The sequence below is a fragment of the Pseudomonas sp. nanlin1 genome (assembly GCF_045571515.1).
Lineage (GTDB): Bacteria > Pseudomonadota > Gammaproteobacteria > Pseudomonadales > Pseudomonadaceae > Aquipseudomonas.
The window spans coordinates 3536635-3561213 of the sequence record NZ_CP124218.1 but is presented as its reverse complement, the minus strand read 5'-3'; the positions used below and the strand labels follow the sequence as shown (position 1 = coordinate 3561213).

The following is a 24579-nucleotide window of genomic DNA, read 5'->3' as shown; positions in this document are numbered from 1 at the left end:
AGTCGCCCTTTGAACGCGACATTTTCAGTCAGCTTTACGGCAGGTTGGCGCCGTCGCCACGCAATCTTGGCCCAAGGCTGGCTCGCGTGCGCCGGCTCCGTATAATGCCTGCATCGCAAGTCACCTTAGGCTTTAGACGGATTCGATATGACTGAACAGCAGCCTGTGGCGGTATTGGGGGGTGGCAGCTTTGGTACGGCGGCGGCCAATTTGCTGGCCGAAAACGGCCATCAGGTGCGCCAGTGGATGCGCGATCCGCAGCAAGCCGAAGCGATGCGCAGCGTGCGAGAAAACCCGCGCTACTTGAAGGGGATCAAGATTCACCCTGGGGTGGAGCCGGTCACCGATCTACTGCAAACCCTGCAGGGCTGCGACCTGATATTCGTGGCACTGCCTTCCAGCGCGCTGCGCACTGTGCTCGCTGAACACGCCGAGCGTCTGGCGGGCAAATTGCTGGTCAGCCTGACCAAAGGCATCGAGGCGCAAACCTTCAAGCTGATGAGCGAAATCCTCGCAGAAATCGCCCCACAGGCCCGCATCGGCGTGTTGTCTGGGCCGAACCTGGCCCGCGAAGTGGCCGAACATGCCTTGACCGCCACGGTGATCGCCAGCACCGACGAAGAGCTTTGCCAGCGCGTCCAAGCCGCCCTGCATGGCCGCACGTTCCGCGTATATGCCAGCGCCGATCGCTTTGGGGTCGAGCTGGGCGGGGCGTTGAAGAATGTCTACGCGATTATCGCCGGCATGGCGGCGGCCCTGGGTATGGGCGAAAACACTAAAAGCATGCTGATCACCCGGGCCCTGGCCGAAATGACCCGCTTCGCCGTCAGCCAGGGGGCCAACCCGATGACGTTCCTGGGGTTGGCCGGTGTGGGCGATCTGATCGTGACCTGCTCTTCAGCCAAAAGCCGCAACTACCAGGTGGGCTACGCCCTCGGCGAGGGCCTGAGCCTGGACGAAGCGGTCAACCGCCTGGGTGAGGTGGCCGAGGGCGTCAATACCCTCAAAGTGCTCAAGGTCAAGGCCGAAGAACTGCAGGTCTACATGCCCCTGGTGGCAGGTTTGCACGCTATTCTGTTCGAAGGACGCACCCTGGCGCAGGTGATCGAGTCACTGATGCGCGCTGAACCCAAAACCGACGTGGATTTCATCCCCACCAGCGGTTTCGACTGACCGATAAAGGAGCGACACCTATGAACGAATCAAGAACTCAGGCGCAGCGTGAGTCCATTGCCTTGCGCATTGTCTGGATGCTGCTGTTTTTACTGGTCTGGCAGGCCGCCCAACTGCTGTTGGGTGCCATCGTGCTGGTGCAACTGGTTTATCGCCTGGCTCAGGGCGCGCCCAGTGGCCACCTGATGGAGTTTGGCGACAGCCTCAGCCGTTACCTGGCGCAGATTGGCCAGTTCGGCACTTTCCACACGGAACAAAAGCCTTGGCCGTTCGCCGACTGGCCAGCGCCGCGAGCTCCGCTTGGCGAAGCCGCTTACCAGGCGCCGACCACGGCCCAGCCGGTGCACCCCCAGGAGCCCAAGCTATGAACCTGTGGGTATTGCGCCACGGCGAGGCGCACAACCACGCCGCCACCGATGCCCAGCGCGAGCTCACCCCGCGTGGCCGTAAAGAGGTACTCAACAGCGCTGCGCGGATGCTCGAAAATCCTCCGGACCTGATCATCGCCAGCCCTTACGTGCGCACCCAGCAGACCGCTGTGTTGGTGCATGACGCCCTCAGCGTGACCAAGCCTCTGCTCAAAGCGAGCTGGCTGACACCCGACAACGACCCCGCGCAGGTGCTGGACGAACTGGCCAAACTGGACCATGAAAACGTCCTGCTGGTCAGCCATCAGCCGCTAGTGGGCGCCTTGATCAGCTTGCTCGAGCACGGCTCGGTGCGCCCGGCGCAACCCATGGACCCCGCCAGCCTGGCCGAACTGCAGGGCCAATTACCGCTGGCGGGCAGCATGACGTTGCGCCGGGTTCACCACAGCCACTGAGTTGGCCCCCTTTTCATCCGTATAAGGACAACACGATGAGCCTTTGGCGAACCCGCCCCGACCTCGAACAGCTCAATTCGGCCATGGTCAATACCATCGGCGCTGCTCTGGACATCCGTTTCGAGGCGTTCGACGAGCAGTCGCTGACCGCGAGCATGGTAGTCGACCAGCGTACCCATCAGCCTTACGGCCTGTTGCACGGTGGGGCATCGGTGGTATTGGCCGAAACGGTCGGCTCCATGGCCAGCTATCTGTGCGTCGACACCACGAAGTATTACTGCGTGGGCATCGAGGTCAATGCCAATCATTTGCGTAGCGTGCGCAGCGGTAGGGTGACTGCCACTGCCCAGGCTGTGCATATTGGGCGTACCACCCACGTCTGGGACATCCGCTTGAGCAGCGACGAGGGCAAGGCCACCTGCATCTCGCGCCTGACCGTCGCAGTGGTCGCGTTAGACAAGCTGCCGGCTAGCTGAGAAATTGCCTTGATCGAAGAAATCCGTCTACGCCTGCCCCATATCGAGCTGGCCGCCCAGGTGTACGGGCCCATTGACGGGCGGCCGGTGATTGCCTTGCATGGGTGGCTCGACAACGCCAACAGCTTCGCGCGCCTGGCCCCCAGGCTGCCAGGCCTGCGGATTGTCGCCGTCGACCTGGCCGGGCATGGCTTTTCTGCCCATCGTCCGCTGGGTGCTGGTTATGCGCTGTGGGATTACGCCTACGACGTCCTACAGGTCGCCGAACAGCTGGGGTGGTCGCGATTTTCCCTGTTGGGGCATTCCCTGGGCGCCATCGTTTCGCTGGTGCTGGCGGGGGCCGTGCCTGAACGGGTGGAACGTTTGGCATTGATCGATGGCCTGGTGCCGCCCCCGGGCCCGCCACTGGACCCCGCCGAACGCATGGGCCAGGCGCTGCGCGAGCAGATGGGCCTGGCGAGCAAGCGCAAGGCGGTGCATGCCAGCCTGGAACAAGCGGTGGCCGCGCGCATGCGCGGTTTGGTAGCCGTCAGCTATGAGGCGGCCGAACTGCTGGCAGAACGGGGCCTGGAGGCGGTGCCAGGGGGGTATAGCTGGCGCAGTGACAGCCGCCTGACCCTGACGTCGCCGGTTCGCTTGCAGGAAGCTCAAGTGCACGCCTTCATTCGACGAGTGGCCTGCCCGGCACAATTGCTGGTGGCCGAGCAGGGCTTGTTGATCAAGCACACCGAGCTATTGGATCAACTACCCTTCAGGGTAGAGCGACTGCCCGGTGGGCATCACTTGCACCTGAACGATGAGCAGGGCGCTAGTCTTGTCGCAGACTGTTTCAATCGCTTTTTTGCCATGCCTTGACTTGCGACCGGCAAGTGCCGAGGCTTGGCGGGTTGAAAAGGGAGTCAACCATGTCAGAACTCTGCCTCGCAGTGTCGTTATTCCCGGCAATCGTCGGATCCAGCCCCACATTGACCGCCGCGGTGCGCCCATGAAGTGGCCCCTCGGTTCGTCCATTGCCGTCATGACCCTACTCTTGTCCTCGGCCGCCTATGCGGCCGACATCTCCACCCTGGCGCCCGCCGATGCGACCCAAGAGGCCAGTAGCAGCAAGGCCGAGCAGGAACGCATCTACCCCATTGGGGCGTTGACCAAGATCAGCGGCCGCCTGCGCGTCGATGCCAAGGTCGAGGCCCGCGGCCATAGCCGCTCATTGACCTGGGAGTTGCCGCGCGAGCTGAGCGCTAGCCAGGCATTCACCGATACCCGCAAGAAGCTGCAGAGCGAAGACGGCTACGTGCTGTTCTGGTGTCAAGGCCGTGACTGTGGCGAAAGCAGCCTGTGGGCCAACGAGGTCTTCGGCAATTCGCGCTGGCTCAACGGCGCCAGTGATCAGCAGGCCGTGCTGTTGTTGCGCCGCGCCGAACCGGATGACAACACCCTGATCGCGGTGTACAGCATCACCGGGGGCAACAAACGCGGCTATTTGCATGTCGAAGAATTCACTGCGGTAGCCCCCCTGGGTGATCTGCTACCGACGCCCGGCACTGTGCTGCGCGAATTGCGCAGTACTAAAGAACTGGATTACCCCACCCTTGACGGCGAACCCGATGCGGTCTGGGCCAAGTTACTGGCCGACAGCCTGAATCGCGATGGCTCGCTGCGGGTTACCCTTTCCGGGCCCCAGGCCGAAGCCTGGCGCGAAGCGTTGATTGCGCGCAATGTACGGGGCTCGCGGCTGGAGGCAGAAACCGGCAGCGCCAAAGGGTTACACCTTCAATTGATTCGTTGAGGCGGGGCCTTCGCGCAAACCATGACAAACGACCGGTTACTGGTACAGATTCTCCTTTTAGCCTTATTAGGGGCTTGCGTCTGGGTGATGCTGCCGTTCTTTTCGGCATTGCTTTGGGGGGCCATCCTGGCATACGCCAGTTGGCCGCTGATGCGCCTGCTGACCGGCTGGTTGAAAGGCCGCGAGGCCCTGGCGGCGGCAATCCTCACCGGCTGCTGGATGTTGCTGGTGGTGCTGCCCTTGGTTTGGTTGGGCTTCAACCTGGCAGACCACCTGCGTGATGCCACGGCATTCGTGCGTGACGTGCAGGTCGACGGCCTGCCCGATGCCCCCACTTGGCTGGCCGGCATCCCGCTGGTGGGGGAGCGCCTGGTGGCGACCTGGAATACCATTGACCAACAAGGCGCCGCGCTGATCACCACCGTCAGGCCTTATCTGGGCCAGGTGGGCAACTGGTTGCTGGCGCGCAGCGCCCAGGTAGGGGGTGGGTTGCTGGAGCTATCCCTGAGCCTGATCTTCGTCTTTTTCTTCTACCGTGATGGGCCGCGCCTGGCAGCGTTCGTGCTGCGGTTGTTGGAGCGTCTGATCGGCGAGCGGGCGGGCTATTACCTGGACCTGGTCGCCGCCACCGTACAACGGGTGGTCAACGGCGTGATCGGTACCGCCGCCGCCCAGGCCCTGCTGGCCTTGATCGGCTTTATGATCGCTGGCGTGCCGGGGGCTCTGGTGCTGGGGCTCGCGACTTTTCTGTTCAGCCTGATCCCCATGGGCCCACCCTTGGTATGGATCCCCGCCACCGCCTGGCTGGCGTCGCGTGGGGAGTACGGCATGGCGGTGTTTCTCGGCCTGTGGGGCACCTTTATCATCAGTGGCGTGGACAACGTACTCAAACCCTACCTGATCAGCCGTGGCGGCAACCTGCCGCTGGTGATCGTGCTGCTGGGGGTATTCGGCGGCTTGCTGGCGTTTGGCTTTATCGGCTTGTTTATCGGGCCCACCTTGTTAGCTGTGGCTTATAGCCTGCTGCTGGATTGGACCCGTAGCGAGAAGGCCTAGTCAGTTGGGACCCCACGCGGCAGGCCAATGATCGAGGTCAAACCGCCTCCCGGGGTTTCTTCCAGCAGCAAGTGCCCGCCCAAGCGCTGCACAGCCTCGCGGGCGATGGTCATGCCCAGGCCGACACCGCCGGAGTTACGGTTGCGTGAGCCTTCCAGGCGAAAAAACGGCTCGAACACGGCCTCACGTTGCTCGGCGCTGATGCCAGGGCCGTGGTCGATAATGCGAATTTCCAGGGCTGCGTCGCTGTCGTGCAGCTCGACCCGGGTGGCCCCACCGTAGCGCAGCGCATTGTCGATCAAGTTGCTCACGCAGGAGCGCAGTGCCATAGGCTGGGTTTGCAGCGGTGCGCACTGGCCGTGGGCTTCGACCTCGGCGCCATGGTCTTGGGCGTTTTCCACCAGTGACTCCACCAAGGCTTGTACGTCATAACGCTGCAAGGCCTCACTGGTGCGCTGCTCGTGCAGGTAAGTGAGGGTGGCATCGAGCATGCCGATCATGTCGTTAAGGTCTTGGCGCATCTGCGCTTGCAGTTTTTCGTTGTCGATTTGCTCCAGGCGCAATTTCAACCGTGACAGCGGCGTACGCAGGTCATGGGAAACGGCACCTAGCATGCGCGCGCGCTGTTGCACCTGGCCACGGATGCGCTGCTGCATGCGGTTGAAAATCTGCGCGGCCTGCTGTACTTCCTTGGGCCCAGCATCGAGCAGGGGTGGGCTGTCGAGGTTTTCGCTGAGGCGTTCGGCCGCTTCGTTGAAGCGCTGAATGGGCCGGGCCAGCAGCTTGGCGCCGTACCAGGCGCCAGCCACCAGGGTGATCAGTTGAAACACCAGCAACACGATGGGCCCACGAAATACCGGCGGCCCGCAGCGCTCGTGCAGTTCAGGCATCTGCTCGGCGACGCCGGGGTCGGCCAGCGCCAGGCATTCTCTGGGCGGGCGGGGTGGGAAGTCGTACTGGGTGAACCAAATGAACGCCAGTAAGTGGGCCAGTACGATCGCCAGTAGCGATACGCTGAATAAGCGCGCGAACAGCGTATCGAAGCGGTGCATCAGCCAATGTCCTTAGCGTCGAACAAATAACCCTCGCCGCGTACGGTTTTGATCAGTTGCGGCGCTTTGGGGTCGTCACCGAGTTTTTGCCGCAAGCGCGATACCAGCAGGTCGATGCTGCGGTCGAAGGCCTCGATCGAGCGGCCGCGGGCGGCGTCCAGCAATTGTTCGCGGCTCAGCACCCGCCGCGGCCGTTCGAGGAACACCCAGAGCAGGCGGAATTCGGCATTGGACAACGGCACCACCAAGCCATCGGCGGAAATGACCTGGCGCAGTACGCTGTTGAGCCGCCAATTATCGAAACGCATATGGGCTTTTTGCTCTGGGCGGTCATCGCGTACGCGGCGCAGGATGGTCTGAATGCGTGCCACCAGCTCCCGCGGCTCGAAGGGTTTGGCCATGTAATCGTCGGCGCCCAGTTCCAGGCCGATGATACGGTCGGTGGGCTCGCAGCGTGCGGTCAGCATCAGGATGGGGATGTCCGACTCGGCGCGCAACCAGCGGCACAGCGACAGACCGTCCTCGCCTGGCAGCATCAGGTCAAGCACCACCACATCGAAGCTCTCGGCCGCCAGCGCGCTGCGCATTTCGCCGCCGTCGCTCACGCCGATGGCGAAGATGCCAAAACGCGCCAGATAATCGATCAGCAGTTCACGAATCGGCACGTCGTCATCGACGATCAGCGCGCGGGTGTTCCAGCGCTTACCGTCTTCGCCCACTTGCACGTTGCTGGTGTCGTTCACGAAGGGCGCTGAGTTGTGCATGGGTGCGTTCATCTGCCGGGGTGTTCTCTACAGGGTAGCCCACCGGCCTATGGGCGGTGAGCACGGATACGAAGTGTTCGCGTGGGGCGAGGGTAAAGCGGGTACGTGTTGGGGGCGTTTCTGCATTGTATCGAAATCGATACTTTTTGCGGGCGCACCTGGCGGATTTGCCAGGTAGCTGGAAGGGCGGCGGGCTGTGATCCTGTTTAGGCCTGCACTGCTTTGGAAAATGCGTACATGCACATCACGTTGTTAGCCACCGATGTTCAAGCAAGCGTACTTGAGGAACTCGATACCGCATCGGCCCGTGCCCGTGCCTACACCGCTTATGGCCACCAGGAGCATGGTGGCAGTGCGTTAGGCTTCAATGGGCAACGCAGTGAGCGCCACGGGCATTACCTGTTAGGCAACGGTTACCGAGGTTACTCGCCCAGCCTGCGGCGTTTTCTCAGCGCCGATCGCCTTAGCCCTTTTGGCCAGGGCGGGTTGAATGCCTATACCTATTGTCAGGGTGATCCGGTCAACCGGGTTGACCCCAATGGTGCATTCTCGGTGGCCTTGTTTGGAGTAATCGAGTCGGTATTGGGTATGGTGGGCACGCTGTCCGGTGGCGGCGCTTTGTCGTTCTACGGGGCTGTATCGGTGGCCTCCGGTGTGGTGGGGGTGGGGGCGGCTGTTGGTGCGCAAGTGGTTGCGGATTCTAATGTTGCCCTGGGACTGAGTTGGGCAAGTTTTGCCGCTGGGACCGGGTCTTTATTGGCAGGCGGGGGGAGCCTCTTTCGGCCTCGGCAATTTGAAGGCGCCAAGTTGAGTTACACACCTGCGAAATGGGGACCACGCATTGGGCTGCTGGGGAGGCAGCAGCAGGGGGCAAGAGGTTCGTTATCTTCTTTGGACGGTACCCCACCTTCCAGTCCTGATATTAGTGTGAGCGGTAGCCCACCGCGCAGTTCTGTTAATAGCGGTTACCTTGCCCCACCTCCCAGTCGTAATAATAGTGTTAGCGGCAGGCCATCTTCTAGTCGTCGCAATAGTCATAGCAGTAGCCCCGACACTGAATATTATTCTACAGACAGTGCTTCTGAGAGCGGCAGCGATGGAGCAGTGTCGCGTTCAATTGATGACGTTCGGCAGGGTTACCTTAATAACCCACGCAGTGGCCGTTATCGTCGCGATGTCAGAGTACCTGACCGCTAGATATGCGAGCGGTAGCTTGCCAATTCGCTTGGAAAGCGTAGGCCAAAGCTGGTTTTTACGCTTTCTTTACGCCCACCCCCCACCCCCCCACTCGAACCTTTACACCACCGCGCCCGACAATGTCCCGCAAGCGGCAATCGCCGTATGACGGAGACGGTTTCATGGGCGTTCTGGATGGGGTATCGCTGCTATTGGCAGTGGGGTTGTTCGTTTACCTGTTGGTCGCGCTGTTGCGCGCGGATCGGGGGTAGGCGGCCATGCACGGTTACGATTTCGCATTGATCCTTGGTTTTCTGGCCTTGGTGCTGCTCCCGGCGCCCTGGCTGGGGCGGTTTTTTTACCGGGTCATGGAAGGTCAGCGCACCTGGCTGAGCCCGGTACTGGGGCCGCTGGAGCGCGGCTGCTATCGGTTGAGCGGGGTGCACGAGCACAGCGAGCACAGTTGGCAGCGCTACCTGTTGGCCTTGCTGGCCTTTAACCTGGTGGGCTTTTTGCTGTTGTTCGCGGTGCTGCTGTTGCAGGGCGTATTGCCGCTCAACCCGCAAGGTTTGCCAGGCCAGGAGTGGACGCTGGCGTTCAACACCGCGGTGAGTTTCGTCACCAATACCAACTGGCAGGCCTATAGCGGCGAAGCGTCGCTGAGCTACCTCAGCCAGATGGTTGGCCTCACGGTGCAAAACTTCGTCAGCGCCGCCACCGGTATTGCCGTGTTGGTCGCCCTGTGCCGGGGTATCGCGCGGCGTTCGGCCAGCAGCGTGGGAAATTTCTGGGTCGACATGACCCGCGCGACCCTCTATGGGCTGTTGCCTCTGAGTATTGCCCTGGCCCTGTTCCTGGTGTGGCAAGGCGTGCCGCAGACCTTCGCCCAGTATGTCGGCGCACACACCCTACAGGGCGCCGACCAGGTCATCCCGCTGGGCCCGGCCGCAAGCCAAATTGCAATCAAGCAACTGGGCACCAACGGCGGCGGTTTCTTCGGCGTCAATTCGGCGCACCCGTTCGAGAACCCCACGGCCTGGGCCAATTTGTTCGAGATGGCGGCCATCCTGCTGATTCCCGCCGCCTTGGTGTTCACCTTTGGCCACTACGTAAAAGACCTGCGTCAGAGCCGGGCCATCATCGCCTGCATGTTAGTGCTGTTGTCGGTGGGGTTCGCCACCTCGTTGTGGGCCGAGCTGCAACCGAACCCGGCGCTGGCCTCGGCGCAGATCGAACAGACGGCGCCCCTGGAAGGCAAGGAAAGCCGCCTCGGCACCACCGCCAGTGTGCTGTGGGCGACCGCCACCACGGCCGCTTCCAACGGCTCGGTGAATGCCATGCACGACAGTCTCAACCCCCTCAGCGGCATGGTCGCGTTGGCCAATATGATGGTGGGTGAAGTGATCTTCGGTGGGGTCGGGGCGGGTCTCTACGGCATGTTGCTGAACGTGCTGATTGCGGTGTTCCTGGCGGGCCTGATGATTGGCCGCACCCCGGAATACCTCGGTAAAAAACTGCAGGCGCGGGAAGTACAACTATTGGTCGCCACTTTGCTGGTGATGCCGGTGGCCGTACTGGTGTTGGCCGCGATTGCCTCGGTGCTGCCCGCGGCGGTCGCTTCGGTGAGCAACCCCGGGCCCCATGGCTTTAGCCAACTGCTGTATGCCTACACCTCGGCGGGGGCCAATAACGGCTCGGCGTTCGGTGGGTTCACGGCCAATACGCCATTGCACAATCTGTTGCTGAGCCTGGGCATGCTGATCGGCCGTTTTGGCTACATCATCCCGGTGCTGGCCCTGGCCGGCAGCCTGGCGGCGAAGAAAACCGTGGCCCAGGGCAGCGACAGCTTCCCCACCCATGGCCCGCTGTTCGTGACCTTGTTGACCGTGACCATTTTGCTGGTGGGCGGCCTGACCTTTCTGCCGACCCTGGCCCTAGGGCCAATCGCTGAACATTTGAGTATGGGGTTCTGAGGACTCGATGATGAATATGCCTGCTCCTGTAACTGAAGCCAGCGCAGCCAAGGCCTCGGCCAAGACGTCCATGTCGGCGCTATGGCGGCCGGCGCTGCTGCAAGCCTTCGTCAAGCTCGACCCGCGCCAATTGAAACGCTCGCCAGTGATGCTGGTGGTCGAATTGACGGCGCTGTTGACCACCGCGCTGTGCCTGGTCCCGGACCCAGCCGTGCCCACGCTGCTGGCGGTGCAAATCGCCCTGTGGCTGTGGTTTACCGTGCTCTTCGCCAACTTTGCCGAAGCCCTCGCCGAGGGCCGGGGCAAGGCCCGAGCCGATAGCCTTAAAGCCGGCAGCGAAGGCCTGAGCGCGCAACTGCGCGGCAGCGATGGCGCGTTTCTTACGGTGCCCGCCAGTAGCCTGCGCAGCGGTGATGTGGTGCGTGTCACGGCCGGGCAGATGATCCCCGGCGACGGCGAAGTGATCGAAGGCGTCGCGGCGGTCAACGAGGCGGCGGTGACGGGGGAGTCCGCACCGGTGATCCGCGAGTCCGGCGGCGACCGCTCGGCAGTCACCGGTAATACGCGGCTGGTGTCTGACTGGCTGCTGATCCGGATTACTGCCAACCCGGGGGAGTCGACCCTAGACCGCATGATCGCCCTGGTCGAAGGCGCCAAGCGGCAGAAGACCCCCAACGAAGTGGCGTTGGACATTTTGCTGATTGGCCTGACCCTGATCTTTCTGCTGGTGGTGGTCACCCTGCAACCGTTCAGCCATTTCGCCGGCGGCAGCTTGCCGCTGATCTTTCTCGTGGCGCTGTTGGTGACCTTGATTCCCACCACCATCGGCGGTTTGCTGTCGGCCATCGGCATTGCCGGCATGGACCGCCTGGTGCGCCTGAACGTCATTGCCAAGTCCGGCCGCGCCGTGGAAGCGGCGGGGGACGTGCATGTACTGTTGCTGGACAAGACCGGCACCATCACCTTTGGCAACCGCCGTTGCAGTGCGTTGTATGCAGCCCCCGGAGTCACCCCTGAAGAGCTGGCGGAAGGCGCGCTGCTGGGGTCGCTGGGCGACGATACCGCCGAAGGTAAATCGGTGGTCGAGTACATACGCTCGCTGCACAAGCTGCCAGAGCCCGCCGCGAGTGCCCTGACGCTGGTAGCCTTCAGCGCCGAGACACGCTTATCGGGGGTCGACTATCAGGGTCAGGCTTACCGCAAAGGTGCGGTGGATTCCCTACTGACGTTCGTCGGTTTGGGCCGAGAAGGCCTGCCCGCACCGCTGGCCCGTGAAATCGACAAAATCGCCCAAAGCGGCGGCACGCCATTGCTGGTCTGCCGTGATCAGCGCCTGCTCGGCGCTATTCACCTCAAGGACGTAGTCAAACCGGGCATTCGGGCACGCTTCGAAGAGCTGCGCAAGCTGGGTATCCGCACCGTTATGGTGACCGGCGATAACCCGCTGACCGCCGCTGCGATTGCCGCAGAAGCCGGCGTCGACGACGTTATCGCGCAGGCCACCCCCGAGAAAAAACTCGCACGTATTCGCCAGGAACAAGACGAAGGCCGCCTGGTCGCCATGTGTGGCGACGGCGCCAACGATGCGCCGGCCTTGGCCCAGGCCGATGTCGGTGTGGCCATGAACGATGGCACCCAGGCTGCGCGCGAGGCGGCCAACATGGTCGATCTAGATAGCGACCCGACCAAGCTGCTGGACGTAGTCCGGGTCGGCAAGGAGTTGCTGGTGACCCGCGGGGCGTTGACCACCTTCTCGGTGGCCAACGACGTGGCCAAATACTTTGCCATTCTGCCCGCGTTGTTTGCCTCGATTTACCCGCAGTTGGGCGTGCTCAACATCATGCACCTGGCCAGCCCGCAAAGCGCAATTCTCTCGGCGATCGTCTTCAACGCTTTGATCATCGTCGCGCTGATACCCCTGGCGCTGCGCGGGGTCAGGGTGCAAGCGGCAAGCGCGGCGCAGCTGTTGCGGCGCAACCTGCTGATCTACGGCCTGGGCGGCCTGGTGGTGCCCTTTGTCGGGATCAAATTGATCGACCTGTTGCTCACTGCCTTGCATTGGGTTTGATGACCCGAATGGAGATCTGAACATGTCCACTGTATTGCGTCCGGCCTTGAGCCTGATTCTGTTAATGAGCCTGATCACCGGCGTGGCCTACCCACTGGCGGTCACCGGGGTGGCGCAACTGGCCTTCGCCGAGCAGGCCAACGGCAGCCTGGTGCGTGATGGTCAGGGCCAGGTGCTGGGTTCCAGCCTTATTGCCCAAGCCTTCGACGGACCCCAATGGTTCCAACCGCGGCCTTCGGCGGGGAGCTTCGAGACCGTTGCCAGCGGTGCCAGCAACCTGGCACCGAGCAATCCCGCCCTGGCCAGCCGCATCCAGGCAGCGGCGGCCGAGCAATACGTGCCGGGCCAGGGCCCGGTGCCATTGGCCCAGCTGACCACTTCTGGCAGCGGCTTGGACCCCCACCTGCCGCCCGCCGCAGCGGCGTATCAGATCGCGCGGATCGCCAGCGCACGGCAGTTGCCTGAGGCGCAGGTCCGCGGCTTGGTCCAACAATTCACCGAAACCTCCTGGGTGGGCCCGCCGGTGGTCAATGTATTGGCTTTGAACCGGGCGCTGGATCAGCTAACGTCAGCGCCTCGATAAGGGTAAACAATGGGCCGTATGTATGAATGAAGCGAGCCGTGCCGATGCGCTGCTAGCCGGGCTGGGGCGGGGCGAGCGCGGGCGCCTGAAGGTTTTTCTGGGCGCCGCGCCCGGCGTGGGCAAGACCTACGCCATGCTCCAGGCCGCGCAGACCTTGCAGCGCCAGGGCGTGCGCCTGCTGGCCGGGGTGGTCGAGACCCACGGCCGTGCGGAAACCGCGGCGTTGCTCGCCGGCTTACCGCAATTGCCCATGCTGCGCAGCCGCTACCGCGACATGCAGCTTGAAGAAATGGACCTCGACGGCTTGCTTGCAGCGCGCCCGCAACTGGCGCTGGTCGATGAGATGGCCCACAGCAACGCGCCGGGCAGCCGCCACGCGAAACGCTGGCAGGACATCCAAGAATTGCTGGCCGCAGGCATAGACGTGCTGACCACGGTGAACGTGCAGCATCTGGAAAGCCTGAATGACCAAGTGCGCGGCATTACCGGTGTGCAGGTGCGTGAAACCCTGCCTGACTGGGTGGTGCAGGAGGCGTTCGAGCTGGTCCTGATCGACCTGCCGCCCCGTGAGCTGCTCGAGCGCCTGCGCGACGGCAAGGTTTATGTGCCGGAGCAGGCGCGGGCGGCCATTGATGCCTTTTTCAGCCAAACCAACCTCAACGCCCTGCGCGAGCTGGCCATGCAAACGGCGGCCGCCCAGGTGGATGCCGACCTGGCCTTAGGCTATCGCCAGCGCGGTGAAGCCGCGCCGGCGCTGCGCGGGCGTTTGTTGGTGGGGGTTCAGGGCGACGAGCAGGCCGAGCGCCTGGTGCGCCACGCCAGCCGCGTCGCGCAACGGCGGCACTTGCCGTGGAGCTTGGTCCATGTCGACGATGGCGGGTCTGCCGACGAACAATCCCGTAGCCGTTTGCAAGCGGCTCAGCAGTTGACCGAGCGCTTGGGCGGAGAAGTGGTGGTGCTGCAGGGCACCGAGGTGGCGCGCACGCTGATCCAGCACGCCGGGCAGCGCCGCGCCAGTTTGCTGTTGGTCGGGCAGACCCGTGCCCGCTGGCGCCGCCGTTGGTTCGGTGGCGGTTTGGGCGCGCGCTTGTTGCGCGATGCCCGTGGCCTGGAAATCAACGTGCTCGATCATGACCACAGCCAGGCCCCTCGTCGCGCGCGCCTACTCGGGCCTTGGCGGGGGCAGGATTACGCTTGGGCAGTGCTGGCCACCGTCTTGGCCAGTGGTTTGGCCTGGCTGGTTTCAGGGGTATTGGAACTGCCCAATATTTCCCTGGTGTTTCTGGCGGCGGTGTTGCTGGTAGCCGTGCGCAGTAGCCTGGGGCCGTCTTTGGTGTGCGCCGTGCTGTCCTTCCTGGCCTATGACTTCTTGTTTATTGCGCCGAGTTACTCCCTGAGCATCGCCCGCGAAGAAGACGTGTTGACCCTGGCGTTTTTTCTGTTGATGGCCGCCCTCACGGGCAACCTGGCCACCCGTCAACGTGGTCAGCTGCGCGCGTTGCGCGAAACCCAGGGGCAAACCAGTGAGCTGCTCGACCTGTCGCGCAAGCTCACTGCAGCCACCGATCGGCAAGCCGTATTCAGTGCCGCCGCCCAGCACCTGCAAGGCTGGCAGGAAGTGCAGATCAGCTTGCTGGAACATGACGCCAACGGCCAATGGCGACCTGCAGCAGGCCCCGAGGTCGGCCTGAGCGACAGCGAACGTGGCGCTGCTGATTGGGCCTGGCAACACGGCCAGGCCGCCGGGTTTGGCACCGCGACGCTGCCTTCAGGGCGCTGGTGGTGGTGGCCGCTCTCAGCGGATGAAAAACCCCTGGCCATGCTGGGGGTGCGGGCCCTCGAAGGTCAGGTGTTCAGCGCCGAGCGTCGGCGCTTGCTGATCGCTTTGAGCCAACCCTTGGCGCAGGCCCTGGCCCGCGCGCAATTGGTGGATGAGCTGGAGGCTGCGCGCCTGAAGGGTGAAACCGAACAATTGCGCAGCGCGTTGTTGGCCTCGGTGTCCCACGACCTGCGCACGCCGCTGACCGCCATGCGCGGCAGCATCGACAGCTTGCTCGCCCTGGGCGAACAGATCCCGGCCCGGGAGCAGGTCGAGTTGTTGGAAGGCACCCGCGACGAAGCCGAACGCCTGGATCGTTATATCCAGAATCTGCTGGACATGACCCGCCTGGGCCACGGTGCCTTGAAACTGTCACGTGACTGGGTCGCCCCAGGGGACATCGTCGCCAGCGCGGTGGGCCGGTTGCGCGCCCTGTTGGCGCCGCTGCGGGTCGAGGTACAGGTGCCCCAGAGTCTGCCGTTGTTACAAGTGCACGCGGCATTGGTGGAGCAAGCGCTGGTCAATGTCATTGAAAATGCCGCGCGCTTTTCCCCACCCCAGGGGCGCCTGCGCGTGGCTGCTGGGGCCAGCGCCGATAGCTTGTATTTCGCGGTTAGCGATCAGGGTCCGGGCATCCCGGAGCACGAGCGGGCGAAGATTTTCGACATGTTCTACACCGCCGCACGCGGCGATCGAGGGGGGCAGGGCACTGGGTTAGGCCTGGCCATTTGCCAAGGGATGATCGGGGCCCACGGTGGGCGCGTGGAGGTCGGCGAGGGGATCGGTGGTCAAGGCACCTGCATCACTCTATTCTTGCCGTTGCAGGCGCCGCCCGGCACCGCCGATGAAGCTGAGACATGAGCCAAACCGCAAGCATTCTGGTGATCGACGACGAACCGCAGATCCGCAAATTTCTGCGCATCAGCTTGGCTTCCCAGGGGTACAAGGTATTAGAGGCAGCCACCGGCGGTGACGGCCTGGCCCAGGCGGCGCTGTCGCGTCCGGATTTAGTGGTGCTCGACCTTGGCCTGCCCGACATGGACGGCCAACAGGTGCTGCGCGATCTGCGTGAGTGGTCGCCGGTGCCGGTGCTGGTGCTCAGCGTACGGGCCAGCGAAGCGCAAAAGGTCGAGGCACTGGACGGCGGCGCCAACGACTATGTGACCAAGCCTTTTGGTATTCAGGAGTTTCTCGCCCGGGTTCGTGCCTTATTGCGTCAGGCGCCAGCGGGCGAAGCCAACCCGGGCCCCCTCAGCCTGGGGCCGTTGAGCATTGACCTGGCCCTGCGCCGCATCACCCTGGCTGGCGTCGAAGTGGCGCTGACCCGCAAGGAATATGCGCTGTTGGCGCAGCTGGCGCGGCATCCAGGCCGGGTCATCACCCAGCAGCAGCTCTTGCGGGATATCTGGGGGCCCTCCCACGTGGACGACAGCCATTACCTACGGATCGTGATCGGGCACGTGCGGCAAAAACTGGGCGATGACCCGGCGGCGCCGCGTTTTATCGTGACCGAGCCGGGTGTGGGCTATCGCTTGATGGGCGGCGAGGCGGGTTAGGCACCGTCGCTACGCCTGCTTAGCCAATGCCCGCTGCATCAGCACCGTGTCCAACCAGCGCCCATGCTTGAACCCCACCGACTCGAACACACCCACCCGTTTAAAGCCCAGACGTTCATGTAGGCGAATCGACGCGCTGTTTTCGCTATTGCCGATAATCGCGATCATTTGCTGCCGGCCTTGCTCGCTGCACCGTTCGATCACCGCAGCCAGCAGTGCCTGGCCGATGCCCTGGCCGCCCAGGCCATCACGCACATACACCGAGTCTTCCACGGTGAACCGGTAAGCCGGGCGCGGCCGGTACAGCGTCGCATAGGCATAGCCGAGCACCACACCCGCGCGCTCGGCCACCAGATACGGCAGGCTATTGTTAATGATCTCGCCGCGGCGTCGTTGCATTTCTGCAACGGTGGGCGGCTCCAGTTCGAAACTGGCGCTGCCGTAGAGTACATGGTGGGCATAGATGGCTTGCACGCTGGGCAGGTCATCGTCATGGGCGTCGCGGACGAGTAGTGGGGCGTTCATGGTGGCGTTCGCAAGGGAGGAGCGGCAATGATGCCGTGTTGGGTGTCTATAAAAAAGTTATGATCCGTTATCCTTTGTATTAGTAAAACTTTGCCATGAGCCCGCTGAACCTGACCCATCTTCAGACCTTCGCCAAGGTCGTGGCCGCTGGCAGTTTTTCCGCCGCCGCCGACCAACTGAACCTCAGCCAGCCGGCGGTCAGCCTTCAAGTACGCCAGTTGGAGGCCCGCTTGAGCGTGCGCTTGATCGAGCGGGTCGGCCGTGGGATCAGGCCATCGAGTGCGGGCTTGGCCCTGCTGGGCCATATCGAACACATCAATGCAGCGGTCGACGACGCGTTACGCGAGGTGTCCAGCCATGCGCAAGGCGTGGTGGGGCGGATCGTCATTGGCACCGGCGCCACCGCCTGTATCCACTTGCTGCCGCCGATGTTGAGCGAGCTGCGCCAGCGCTTTCCCCAACTCGAGGTGCGGGTGAGCATCGGCAATACCGATGGGGTGCTCAAGGCGTTAGAGGACAATCGGCTAGACCTGGCCTTGGTCACGCTGCCAGCCGCGCGGCGCAGCCTGGAAGTTACACCTTTGCTGGACGACGACTTCGTGGCTATTTTCAGCAGCGCCACCGCTAAGCCTGTGGCCCCGTTGACGCCCGAACGCCTGGCGGCACTGCCGCTGGTGGTCTTCGAAGCGGGCAGCAGTACCCGTAGCCTGATCGATGGCTGGTTTGGCGAGGCGGGGGTGTGGGTCAAGCCCGTGATGGAGCTGGGCAGCATTGAGGCGATCAAGGAAATGGTCGCCGCCGGCTTGGGCTACAGCCTGGTGCCACGCCTTGCCGTCGCCCAGGCCCATCATCGGCGTGGCCTGCAGGTGGTCGAGTTGGCCCCGCGCCTGTCACGCACCCTGGCCATCGCTTTACGCCAGGACAAACCCCTGACTCGCGGCCTGCGTGAGGTGCTAGGAGCGATGCGGGCGCTAGGTTAGCGTTTGCTTTCGCGATGAATCAGGTACATCACATACCCAAAGGAGCCGACGGTTCCGGCGATGATGACCAGCATGATAATCCCGTCCATATAAACCTCTCGATGATTGAGCAGGAAAAACGTGGGATTCACTATGCGCTTGGGTGGAAAAACATCACAGGGTCAGATAGCCAAGATAAAAGCGGATCAGATGGGGGCCAATACTGTTGACGATTAAAAGATCGGGGGCGAGCCCCCTCCTACGGTGCGGTCCGCGGCATACCCGAGATTTGGTTGGGGGCATATTCGATATTGGGTGGGCGCAATCCGGTAGGAGGGGGCCGGGCGGCGCTCCGCTTGCCCCCGATCTCTCACCGTGGCATGTATCGCAACTGCCAACGATGGGGGATTTTCCAGGCGATGCCGGCCAACAGCAGGGCCAGCCCCGCGCTGGCATACAGCGCCTGAAGGCCTAGGCGCTGTTCCAGCAAGGCGCCTATCAGCGCGCCCACCAGCATGCCTGCCCAAGGCACCAACTGCACACGCCAGCCGTGGGGACGTTCGCCCAGTAGCCAGCGGCCCAGGCCACGGCCGAAGCGCGATAGGGCGCCGGTGACGTAGGTCAGGCCCATGGGTAGCCCGTTAACCTGCTCGACAGCGGCGTTAAGCATGCCCATGGCGGTGATGGTGAGCAGCAGCGCCAGTAGTTGGTAAGCCCCAGGCAGCAGCGCCGCCAGCCCCAGCAACGCCGCAACCAGCAGCAACAGGGGCAGGGCGTGGCGTTTGCCGAGCCGAGCGACGATCACGCCCAGGGCGTTACCGCCGATGAACACGGCGACCAGCATCAACAGGCGCGCCACCAAGCTGAAATCGCCGGCGCTGGCGGCTACCGCCAGGCGGGTGGTATTGCCGCTCATAAAGGACACGAAATCACCGGTGGCCATAAAGCCGATGGCGTCGGTCATGCCGGCCAGCACCGACAGTGCCGCGACCAGGCACAGGCCGACGCGGCCGCGCCACACGCGGGCCCGTAGCAAGGCCGCATTGGGTCGGCGTTGGAGGGGAAGAGGCAACATGGGGCGGTCCTCCATGATGGCACAGGGCAATCAGCTGCCTGTACCTTCAGCCATGGCCAACGCGCCGTCAATAGCCTTCTTGCCGACGCACCTCACCTTCCATAGGTTGACTGGCTTGCAGGCGGCGCAGGTTGGCCAGCAATACGTCGAACGCCGTTTCCGGGCGGGTGACGGCGCCGACATGGGGGGTCAGCCAGACCTTGGGGTGGTTCCACAGCGGATGCTCGGCCGGGGCAGGCTCCTCGTTGAGCACGTCCAGTACAGCATGTTCCAAGTGCCCGCTGTCCAGCGCCGCCAGCAGGTCAGCTTCCACCAAATGGCCACCCCGGCCCAGGTTGATCAGGCTGGCGCCGCGGGGCAAGGTGGCGAAGGCCTGATGGTCGAGAATACCCCGGGTGTCGTCGGTCAGAGGCAGCAGGCACAGCAGAATATCGGTCTGGGCAAGAAACTCAGGCAGTTGCCCAGGGCCAGCAAAACACGCCACGCCATCGATTTGCCGGGGCGAGCGCGACCAACCATTGAGCGCAAAGCCAAAGCCGCGCAAGCGCTCGGCCACCGGCGTGCCCAGGTTACCCAGGCCCATCACCCCCACCCGGCGCTGGCCGGCGGCGCGGTAGGGCTGCGCCTGCCAGCGGCGTTCGGCCTGCTGTGTGAGGTAAACGGGAATTTGCCGGTGCTGGGCCAGTACGGCGAAACAGGCGTATTGAATAATGCCCTCGGCGATACCGGGGTCGAGCATGCGCACCACGCGCACCTTCGGGGGCAGTTGGCTGAGGTCGAACTGATCGACGCCGGCCGAGGTGGCGAACACCACCTCCAGGTTGGGAAAAGTTTGCGCCAGATTCTCGGGCGGCGCCCAGGTCGCCAGATAGCGCACGTCGGCGGGGTCGCCGATATCGGGCCAGAGTTTGACGGGAATATCCGGCGCGTGTTCGGCGAACAGGGCCTTCCACAATTGGCCGCGTTCGGCATCGACTTTGAAAAGCAGGGTCATCGCAGCACTCGTATTAACCAAGAAGGACTTTACGTACAGAACCTAGCATGCCGGATGCGCGCGCAACGATCTCCCGAAACACTGGGCGTTGGCGGGAGATCATGGGGTTTTTAGCCAGCGCTTCAGCAGATCGCCGCAAGCGCTTGGCCGCTCAAATCGCCGCTTTGACTAGGCTGCGCAGCGGTACAGCGCTCTTGACCACGGGCGATTTGATCACGATGTAGCTGAAATACTTTTCGATACCGATGTTTTTGTCGAGGATCGATTCCATCAGCTCTTGGTAGTGCTGGATGCTGCTGGTCAGGAAACGCACCAGGTAATCGTAACCGCCGCTGATCAAATGGCATTCCAGCACTTCATCGATGTTGCGGATGCTCGATTCGAATTTCACGAAGTCTGCACGTTTGTGGTCCGACAGGGTGACTTCAGTGAATACGGTGACCGAATTGGCAAACTTGGCCAGGTTGACGTGGGCTTCATAGCCGCTGATATAGCCCGCTGCCTCCAAGCGCTTGACCCGTTGCAGGCAGGGGCTGGGTGACAGGCCGACGGCTTCGGCAAGGCTAACGTTGGTCATGCGCCCATCTTTTTGCAGTTGCACCAGAATATTGATGTCGATTCGGTCAAGTTTGGTTGCTGCTTCCATCATCAATACCTCGCAAAAGTCAGAATTCCCTCAGGATTCAAGCGTGCAACGCCTTCTGGTGCGCGTGAACCAGGTCCGCCAGGCTTGCGTACTCACAGCGTTTACCGTCCATGGCCTGTTCCGAATGGTTCCAGGGCTGCGGATGGCCTCGGCGCAACGTACACAGTGGAAAGTCGACCCGCTCGCTCCAGGGGTCGTCGACCTCGGTGCTGCGTACCGGCAACAACTGCGAGCGATTGAGCCCCAAACGTTGCAGCGCCATGGCCAATCCCGCATGCCAATCCTGGCCGTGGGGGGCGATGACCGCGTCGAACTCCACCGGCAAGCGCCGTACCAATGAGCCGATATCGATGCCGTGGGGCGGGGCGATCAAGATCAGCCGGTAAAACTTACCCAGGTACTGCAACGCGCCGGGGGCGTCCTCGAAAATCGGCCAATGGTTGGCGGCGCTACTAAAGGCAACACTTTCATCCCAATCGGCTACAACCTGCAATTGCTGAGCCACCCGCTGGTAGAGCTGGCCGTGGAACGCACCCGGGCTGCTGCCCCCTGCGGTGCGGGCCAGCGCCTGCGCCGTACGCCGGTAGACGCTGAGCAGGTGGTCGTCGCTGGTGGCATTGGCCTCCTGCACCGCAAGGGGTCGCAGGCCTTCGAGAATGCCCCGTTCGCGGTCGACCAAGGTGCTGAAGGAAAAGCCCAAGGCCTTGTACTGGGTAATTCTCATGGCGTATTTCTCCTTGTCGTTCGAACACGAGCCCGGCGCAGCATGTGCTGCCCGGGCCCGGTTCAACGGGGGGCGTACCAGCCGGGTTCAAGCACCCGCGTGCGCCAGCGCTCGGTCAAGCATCTGCAGTGCTTCGGCCAGCTGCTGCGGCGTCGTCACCAGGGGCGCGAGGAAGCGCACGACGTTGCGGTGGACCCCACATTTGATCACCAGCAGGCCGGCTTCGCGGGCATGGTCGATGACTTTCTGGGTCAGCGTAGCGTCCTGGCTGACCCCGTCGGCGCCGACCAATTCGATGGCTTGCATAAACCCGAGGCCGCGTACGTCGCCAATCCGCGGGTAACGCTGTTGTAGGGCCAATAAGCCTTCATGCAATTGCACTGCCAGGCGCTGGCCTTGGGCGAGCAAATCTTCCTGTTCGAACAGGTCGAGTACCGCCAAGGCCGCCGCGCAGGCGACGGCATTGCCGCCATAGGTGCCGCCCAGGCCGCCCGGGGTTGGGGCATCCATGATCGCCGCGCGGCCGACCACCGCTGACAACGGCATGCCGCCGGCCAAGCTCTTGGCCACGGTCACTAGGTCGGGCTGGATCCCCGAGTGCTGGTAGCCGAACATGGTGCCCGTGCGGCCAAACCCGGCCTGGATTTCATCCATGATCAAGACAATGCCGTGGCGGTCGCAACGCTCGCGCAAGCCTTGTAGAAAAGCGCTGGGGGCGGCCAGGAAGCCGCCGTCGCCTTGCACCGGTTCGATCAGAATAGCGGCCACGCGGTCCGGGGCGACATCGGTGGCGAACAGCTCGTCGAGGTCGGCCAGGGCGGCCTCGCTGCTGATGCCGCGATAAGGGTTGGGGTACAAGGCGTGGTAGATCTCGGCGGGGAAGGGGCCAAAGTTCTGTTTGTAGGGCTGGCTCATGCCCGTCAGCGTCACGCCCAGCAGGGTACGCCCGTGGAAGCCACCGCGAAATGAAATCACCCCGGTACGCTGGGTATAGCCGCGGGCGATCTTGATGGCGTTCTCCACCGCTTCGGCGCCGGAGGTAAACAACACGCTTTTAAAATGCTGGTCGCCGCCGATCAGCGCATTGAGCCGCGCGGCCACTTGAATATACGGCTCGTACGCGGCCACTTGAAAACTGGCGTGGGAGATCTCCCCAACCTGGCGCCGCACCGCTTCCACCACCCGTGGGTGGTTATGGCCCACATTGAGTACGCCGATGCCGCCGACGAAGTCCAGGTAGCGTTTGCCGTCCACGTCCCACAGCTCGGCACCCTGGGCCCGTGCGGCCACGATCGGGTGGGCCGTGATGATGCCTCGCGGCACATGGCGTTCACGTTGTGCCAGCAGGCGCTCGTTGTGGGTCAATGCAGAATTCATCTCGGTCTCCATGGCCGCCGGAACGGGCGGCTGCGTACATTCAGGATAAGGATTGCCCAGAGTCACAAGCGCTGAACTTGCCCCCGGCTTTGCCGAGATCGGCTGTTTTCGCCGCGCGCCGCGACATAATCGACTGCGCGCTAGCCAGGGCCGACTCAGCCGAGGCCGCCGATGTGCCAGGCCTTGATCTCGAGGAACTCATCCAGGCCGTATTTCGAGCCTTCGCGGCCGCTGCCGGACATTTTCACGCCGCCGAACGGGGCGACTTCCATCGAGATGATCCCGGTGTTCAAACCGACCATGCCAAATTCCAGTTTTTCCCCCACGCGCCAGGCGCGGCTCATATTCTGGGTGAAGTAGTACGCCCCAAGGCCGTAAGGCGTGGCGTTGGCCAGGGCCAGCGCCTGGGCTTCATCCTCAAAGCGAAACAGCGGCGCCACCGGGCCGAAGGTTTCTTCATTGGCCAGCAGCATGTCTGCCGAGGCATCGCGCAAGATGGTCGGTTGCACGAACAAACCTTGGCCTTCGGGGGCGCCACCCACGGCGATGCTGGCGCCCTTGGCCACGGCGTCGTGAATGTGGCGGGCGACTTTGTCCACCGCTGCCTGGTTGATCAAGGGGCCGATCGTCACGCCTTCGTCCAGGCCATCGCCCACTTTGAGGCCGGCCACGGCGGCCGCCAGGGCTTGGGCAAAGCGCTCGTAAATGCCGTCCTGCACCAGAATCCGGTTGGCACACACGCAGGTCTGCCCGGCGTTACGGAATTTGCTCAACATAACCCCCGCCACTGCCTGGTCGAGGTCGGCATCGTCGAACACGATAAAGGGCGCATTGCCGCCCAGTTCCAGGCTCAGACGCTTGATGGTGTCGGCGCACTGGGCCATCAGCAATTGGCCGACGCGGGTAGAGCCGGTAAACGACAGCTTGCGCACGGCGGGGTTGGCTGTGAGTTCGCCACCGATGCCGCTGGGCATGCCGGTGAGCACATTGAACACGCCGGCCGGGATCCCGGCGCGTTCGGCCAGTACCGCCAGGGCCAAGGCCGAGAGCGGGGTCATGTCCGACGGTTTGACCAACACCGGGCAACCGGCGGCCAGGGCCGGGGCGCACTTGCGGGTGATCATGGCATTGGGGAAATTCCACGGGGTGATCGCCGCGACCACGCCAATAGGCTGCTTGAGCACCAGAATCCGCCGATCACGGGTGGGGGCAGGGATAGTGTCGCCATACACGCGCCGGGCTTCTTCGGCGAACCACTTGATAAAGCTGGCGCCATAGGCGATCTCACCGCGGGCCTCGGCAATCGGTTTGCCCTGCTCGGCGGTCATGATCTGCGCCAGGTCTTCCTGGTTGGCCAAGACCAAGCCGTGCCAAGTCTCCAGCAAGCCAGCCCGCACGGCTGCGGGTGTCTCCCGCCATTGCTCTAAAGCGGCCTCGGCCGCAGCGACGGCGCGGCGGGTTTCATTCGCCTGCAAGGCTGGCACACGAGCGATCACCTGGCCGGTAGCGGGGTTGGTCACCTCCAGGGTGGCGCCGTCGTCGGCGCTAATCCAGGCGCCGTTGACGTAGGCACGCTCAACCAAGAGTGAGGGGTCACGAAGCTGCATGTTGGGCATGGGCAAACCTTGTGTTCTGCGGGCCAGGCAGCGGTACCCGCCGTGCCCGCGCATGAGGGTTATGGAGTGGCTTCAATGTACCGGGGGATGGCTAGCGCCCGAGCGCACAAATGGGCCCGCACGGAGTGCTTTATTGCGTTTTTGCCCGAGCTGGCGGCATGACCTGCGCCTAACCGAAGCAATGGGTTAGGTGCGGTAATAGAAGGAGACTATCGATGAGTTGCGCAAAATATTCCGGTTGGCCTAATGAAACCTGGCGCGCCCCGCCATGGTGGCACTGTGATTGTAATAGAAGGTTTCAATTCATTTCTTGAACGTTGCGGCAGATAGCCTGGGCATAACGCCAGTTTTTTGCTGG

Annotated in this window: 24 protein-coding genes; 15 read left to right on the top strand and 9 right to left on the bottom strand. The window is 63.2% G+C overall.

The window, feature by feature from the left end; all coding sequences use genetic code 11:
- Positions 1-147 precede the first annotated feature (147 nt).
- The 7 genes from QCL65_RS16550 (at position 148) to QCL65_RS16520 (ending at position 5314) form a co-directional block, all read left to right on the top strand.
- On the top strand, positions 148-1173 hold the full coding sequence (locus tag QCL65_RS16550) for an NAD(P)H-dependent glycerol-3-phosphate dehydrogenase (protein WP_407310553.1): 1026 nt from the start codon (positions 148-150) through the stop codon (positions 1171-1173).
- Positions 1174-1193: 20 nt separating this feature from the next.
- Complete coding sequence (locus QCL65_RS16545; protein WP_407310551.1) at positions 1194-1541, top strand: DUF4389 domain-containing protein; 348 nt, start codon at positions 1194-1196, stop codon at positions 1539-1541.
- A complete protein-coding gene (sixA, locus tag QCL65_RS16540; protein ID WP_407310549.1) occupies positions 1538-1996 on the top strand; it encodes a phosphohistidine phosphatase SixA in 459 nt (152 codons plus the stop codon). The genes QCL65_RS16545 and sixA overlap by 4 nt, the downstream gene beginning before the upstream one ends.
- A 35-nt stretch (positions 1997-2031) precedes the next feature.
- A complete protein-coding gene (locus tag QCL65_RS16535; RefSeq protein ID WP_407310547.1) occupies positions 2032-2472 on the top strand; it encodes a hotdog fold thioesterase in 441 nt (146 codons plus the stop codon).
- Positions 2473-2475: 3 nt separating this feature from the next.
- Positions 2476-3327, top strand: a complete 852-nt coding sequence (locus tag QCL65_RS16530) for an alpha/beta fold hydrolase (RefSeq protein WP_407316891.1) — start codon at positions 2476-2478, stop codon at positions 3325-3327.
- 130 nt (positions 3328-3457) lie between these two features.
- Positions 3458-4258 carry a DUF4892 domain-containing protein gene (locus QCL65_RS16525; protein ID WP_407310544.1) on the top strand — a complete coding sequence of 267 codons (801 nt, stop codon included), beginning with the start codon at positions 3458-3460 and terminating at the stop codon, positions 4256-4258.
- A gap of 21 nt (positions 4259-4279) precedes the next feature.
- Positions 4280-5314: an AI-2E family transporter gene (locus QCL65_RS16520; protein WP_407310542.1), complete on the top strand. Its 1035-nt coding sequence runs from the start codon at positions 4280-4282 to the stop codon at positions 5312-5314.
- Here QCL65_RS16520 and QCL65_RS16515 read toward each other — a convergent pair.
- A complete protein-coding gene (locus QCL65_RS16515; RefSeq protein ID WP_407316889.1) occupies positions 5311-6369 on the bottom strand; it encodes a sensor histidine kinase in 1059 nt (352 codons plus the stop codon). The genes QCL65_RS16520 and QCL65_RS16515 overlap by 4 nt on opposite strands.
- Positions 6366-7130, bottom strand: a complete 765-nt coding sequence (locus QCL65_RS16510; protein WP_407310540.1) for a response regulator — start codon at positions 7128-7130, stop codon at positions 6366-6368. The genes QCL65_RS16515 and QCL65_RS16510 overlap by 4 nt, the downstream gene beginning before the upstream one ends.
- A 237-nt stretch (positions 7131-7367) precedes the next feature.
- Between QCL65_RS16510 and QCL65_RS16505 the strand changes: the two genes are divergently transcribed.
- From QCL65_RS16505 to QCL65_RS16475, 7 genes are all read left to right on the top strand, one after another.
- Positions 7368-8327 (top strand): RHS repeat-associated core domain-containing protein, encoded by a 960-nt coding sequence (locus tag QCL65_RS16505; protein ID WP_407310538.1) that lies wholly within the window; start codon positions 7368-7370, stop codon positions 8325-8327.
- Positions 8328-8488: 161 nt separating this feature from the next.
- Complete coding sequence (kdpF, locus tag QCL65_RS16500) at positions 8489-8578, top strand: K(+)-transporting ATPase subunit F (RefSeq protein ID WP_407310536.1); 90 nt, start codon at positions 8489-8491, stop codon at positions 8576-8578.
- A gap of 6 nt (positions 8579-8584) precedes the next feature.
- Complete coding sequence (gene kdpA, locus QCL65_RS16495) at positions 8585-10279, top strand: potassium-transporting ATPase subunit KdpA (RefSeq protein WP_407310534.1); 1695 nt, start codon at positions 8585-8587, stop codon at positions 10277-10279.
- A 7-nt stretch (positions 10280-10286) separates the two neighbouring features.
- Entirely contained in the window at positions 10287-12347 is a 2061-nt protein-coding gene (gene kdpB, locus QCL65_RS16490) for a potassium-transporting ATPase subunit KdpB (RefSeq protein WP_407310532.1), read from the top strand.
- 22 nt (positions 12348-12369) lie between these two features.
- Positions 12370-12930 (top strand): potassium-transporting ATPase subunit KdpC, encoded by a 561-nt coding sequence (kdpC, locus tag QCL65_RS16485; RefSeq protein ID WP_407310530.1) that lies wholly within the window; start codon positions 12370-12372, stop codon positions 12928-12930.
- Positions 12931-12952: 22 nt separating this feature from the next.
- Positions 12953-15610 carry a DUF4118 domain-containing protein gene (locus QCL65_RS16480; RefSeq protein WP_407310528.1) on the top strand — a complete coding sequence of 886 codons (2658 nt, stop codon included), beginning with the start codon at positions 12953-12955 and terminating at the stop codon, positions 15608-15610.
- Positions 15607-16305: a response regulator gene (locus QCL65_RS16475; RefSeq protein WP_407310525.1), complete on the top strand. Its 699-nt coding sequence runs from the start codon at positions 15607-15609 to the stop codon at positions 16303-16305. Before QCL65_RS16480 ends, QCL65_RS16475 begins: the two co-directional genes overlap by 4 nt.
- A 9-nt stretch (positions 16306-16314) precedes the next feature.
- Here the strand turns inward: QCL65_RS16475 and QCL65_RS16470 are convergent, their stop codons facing one another.
- A complete protein-coding gene (locus QCL65_RS16470) occupies positions 16315-16830 on the bottom strand; it encodes a GNAT family N-acetyltransferase (protein ID WP_407310523.1) in 516 nt (171 codons plus the stop codon).
- Between the two features lie 95 nt (positions 16831-16925).
- Between QCL65_RS16470 and QCL65_RS16465 the strand changes: the two genes are divergently transcribed.
- Positions 16926-17810, top strand: a complete 885-nt coding sequence (locus QCL65_RS16465; protein WP_407310521.1) for a LysR family transcriptional regulator — start codon at positions 16926-16928, stop codon at positions 17808-17810.
- A 349-nt stretch (positions 17811-18159) separates the two neighbouring features.
- On the opposite strand, the gene QCL65_RS16460 is transcribed toward QCL65_RS16465, so the two are convergent.
- From QCL65_RS16460 to QCL65_RS16435, 6 genes are all read right to left on the bottom strand, one after another.
- Positions 18160-18864 carry a YoaK family protein gene (locus QCL65_RS16460; protein ID WP_407310519.1) on the bottom strand — a complete coding sequence of 235 codons (705 nt, stop codon included), beginning with the start codon at positions 18862-18864 and terminating at the stop codon, positions 18160-18162.
- A gap of 67 nt (positions 18865-18931) precedes the next feature.
- Positions 18932-19858: a 2-hydroxyacid dehydrogenase gene (locus QCL65_RS16455; RefSeq protein ID WP_407310517.1), complete on the bottom strand. Its 927-nt coding sequence runs from the start codon at positions 19856-19858 to the stop codon at positions 18932-18934.
- Between the two features lie 151 nt (positions 19859-20009).
- Positions 20010-20504: an Lrp/AsnC family transcriptional regulator gene (locus QCL65_RS16450; RefSeq protein ID WP_407310515.1), complete on the bottom strand. Its 495-nt coding sequence runs from the start codon at positions 20502-20504 to the stop codon at positions 20010-20012.
- 37 nt (positions 20505-20541) lie between these two features.
- Entirely contained in the window at positions 20542-21228 is a 687-nt protein-coding gene (locus tag QCL65_RS16445) for a hypothetical protein (protein ID WP_407310513.1), read from the bottom strand.
- Between the two features lie 87 nt (positions 21229-21315).
- On the bottom strand, positions 21316-22605 hold the full coding sequence (gabT, locus tag QCL65_RS16440) for a 4-aminobutyrate--2-oxoglutarate transaminase (RefSeq protein WP_407310511.1): 1290 nt from the start codon (positions 22603-22605) through the stop codon (positions 21316-21318).
- A 155-nt stretch (positions 22606-22760) separates the two neighbouring features.
- Positions 22761-24221, bottom strand: a complete 1461-nt coding sequence (locus QCL65_RS16435) for an NAD-dependent succinate-semialdehyde dehydrogenase (RefSeq protein WP_407310509.1) — start codon at positions 24219-24221, stop codon at positions 22761-22763.
- Positions 24222-24579: the final 358 nt, after the last annotated feature.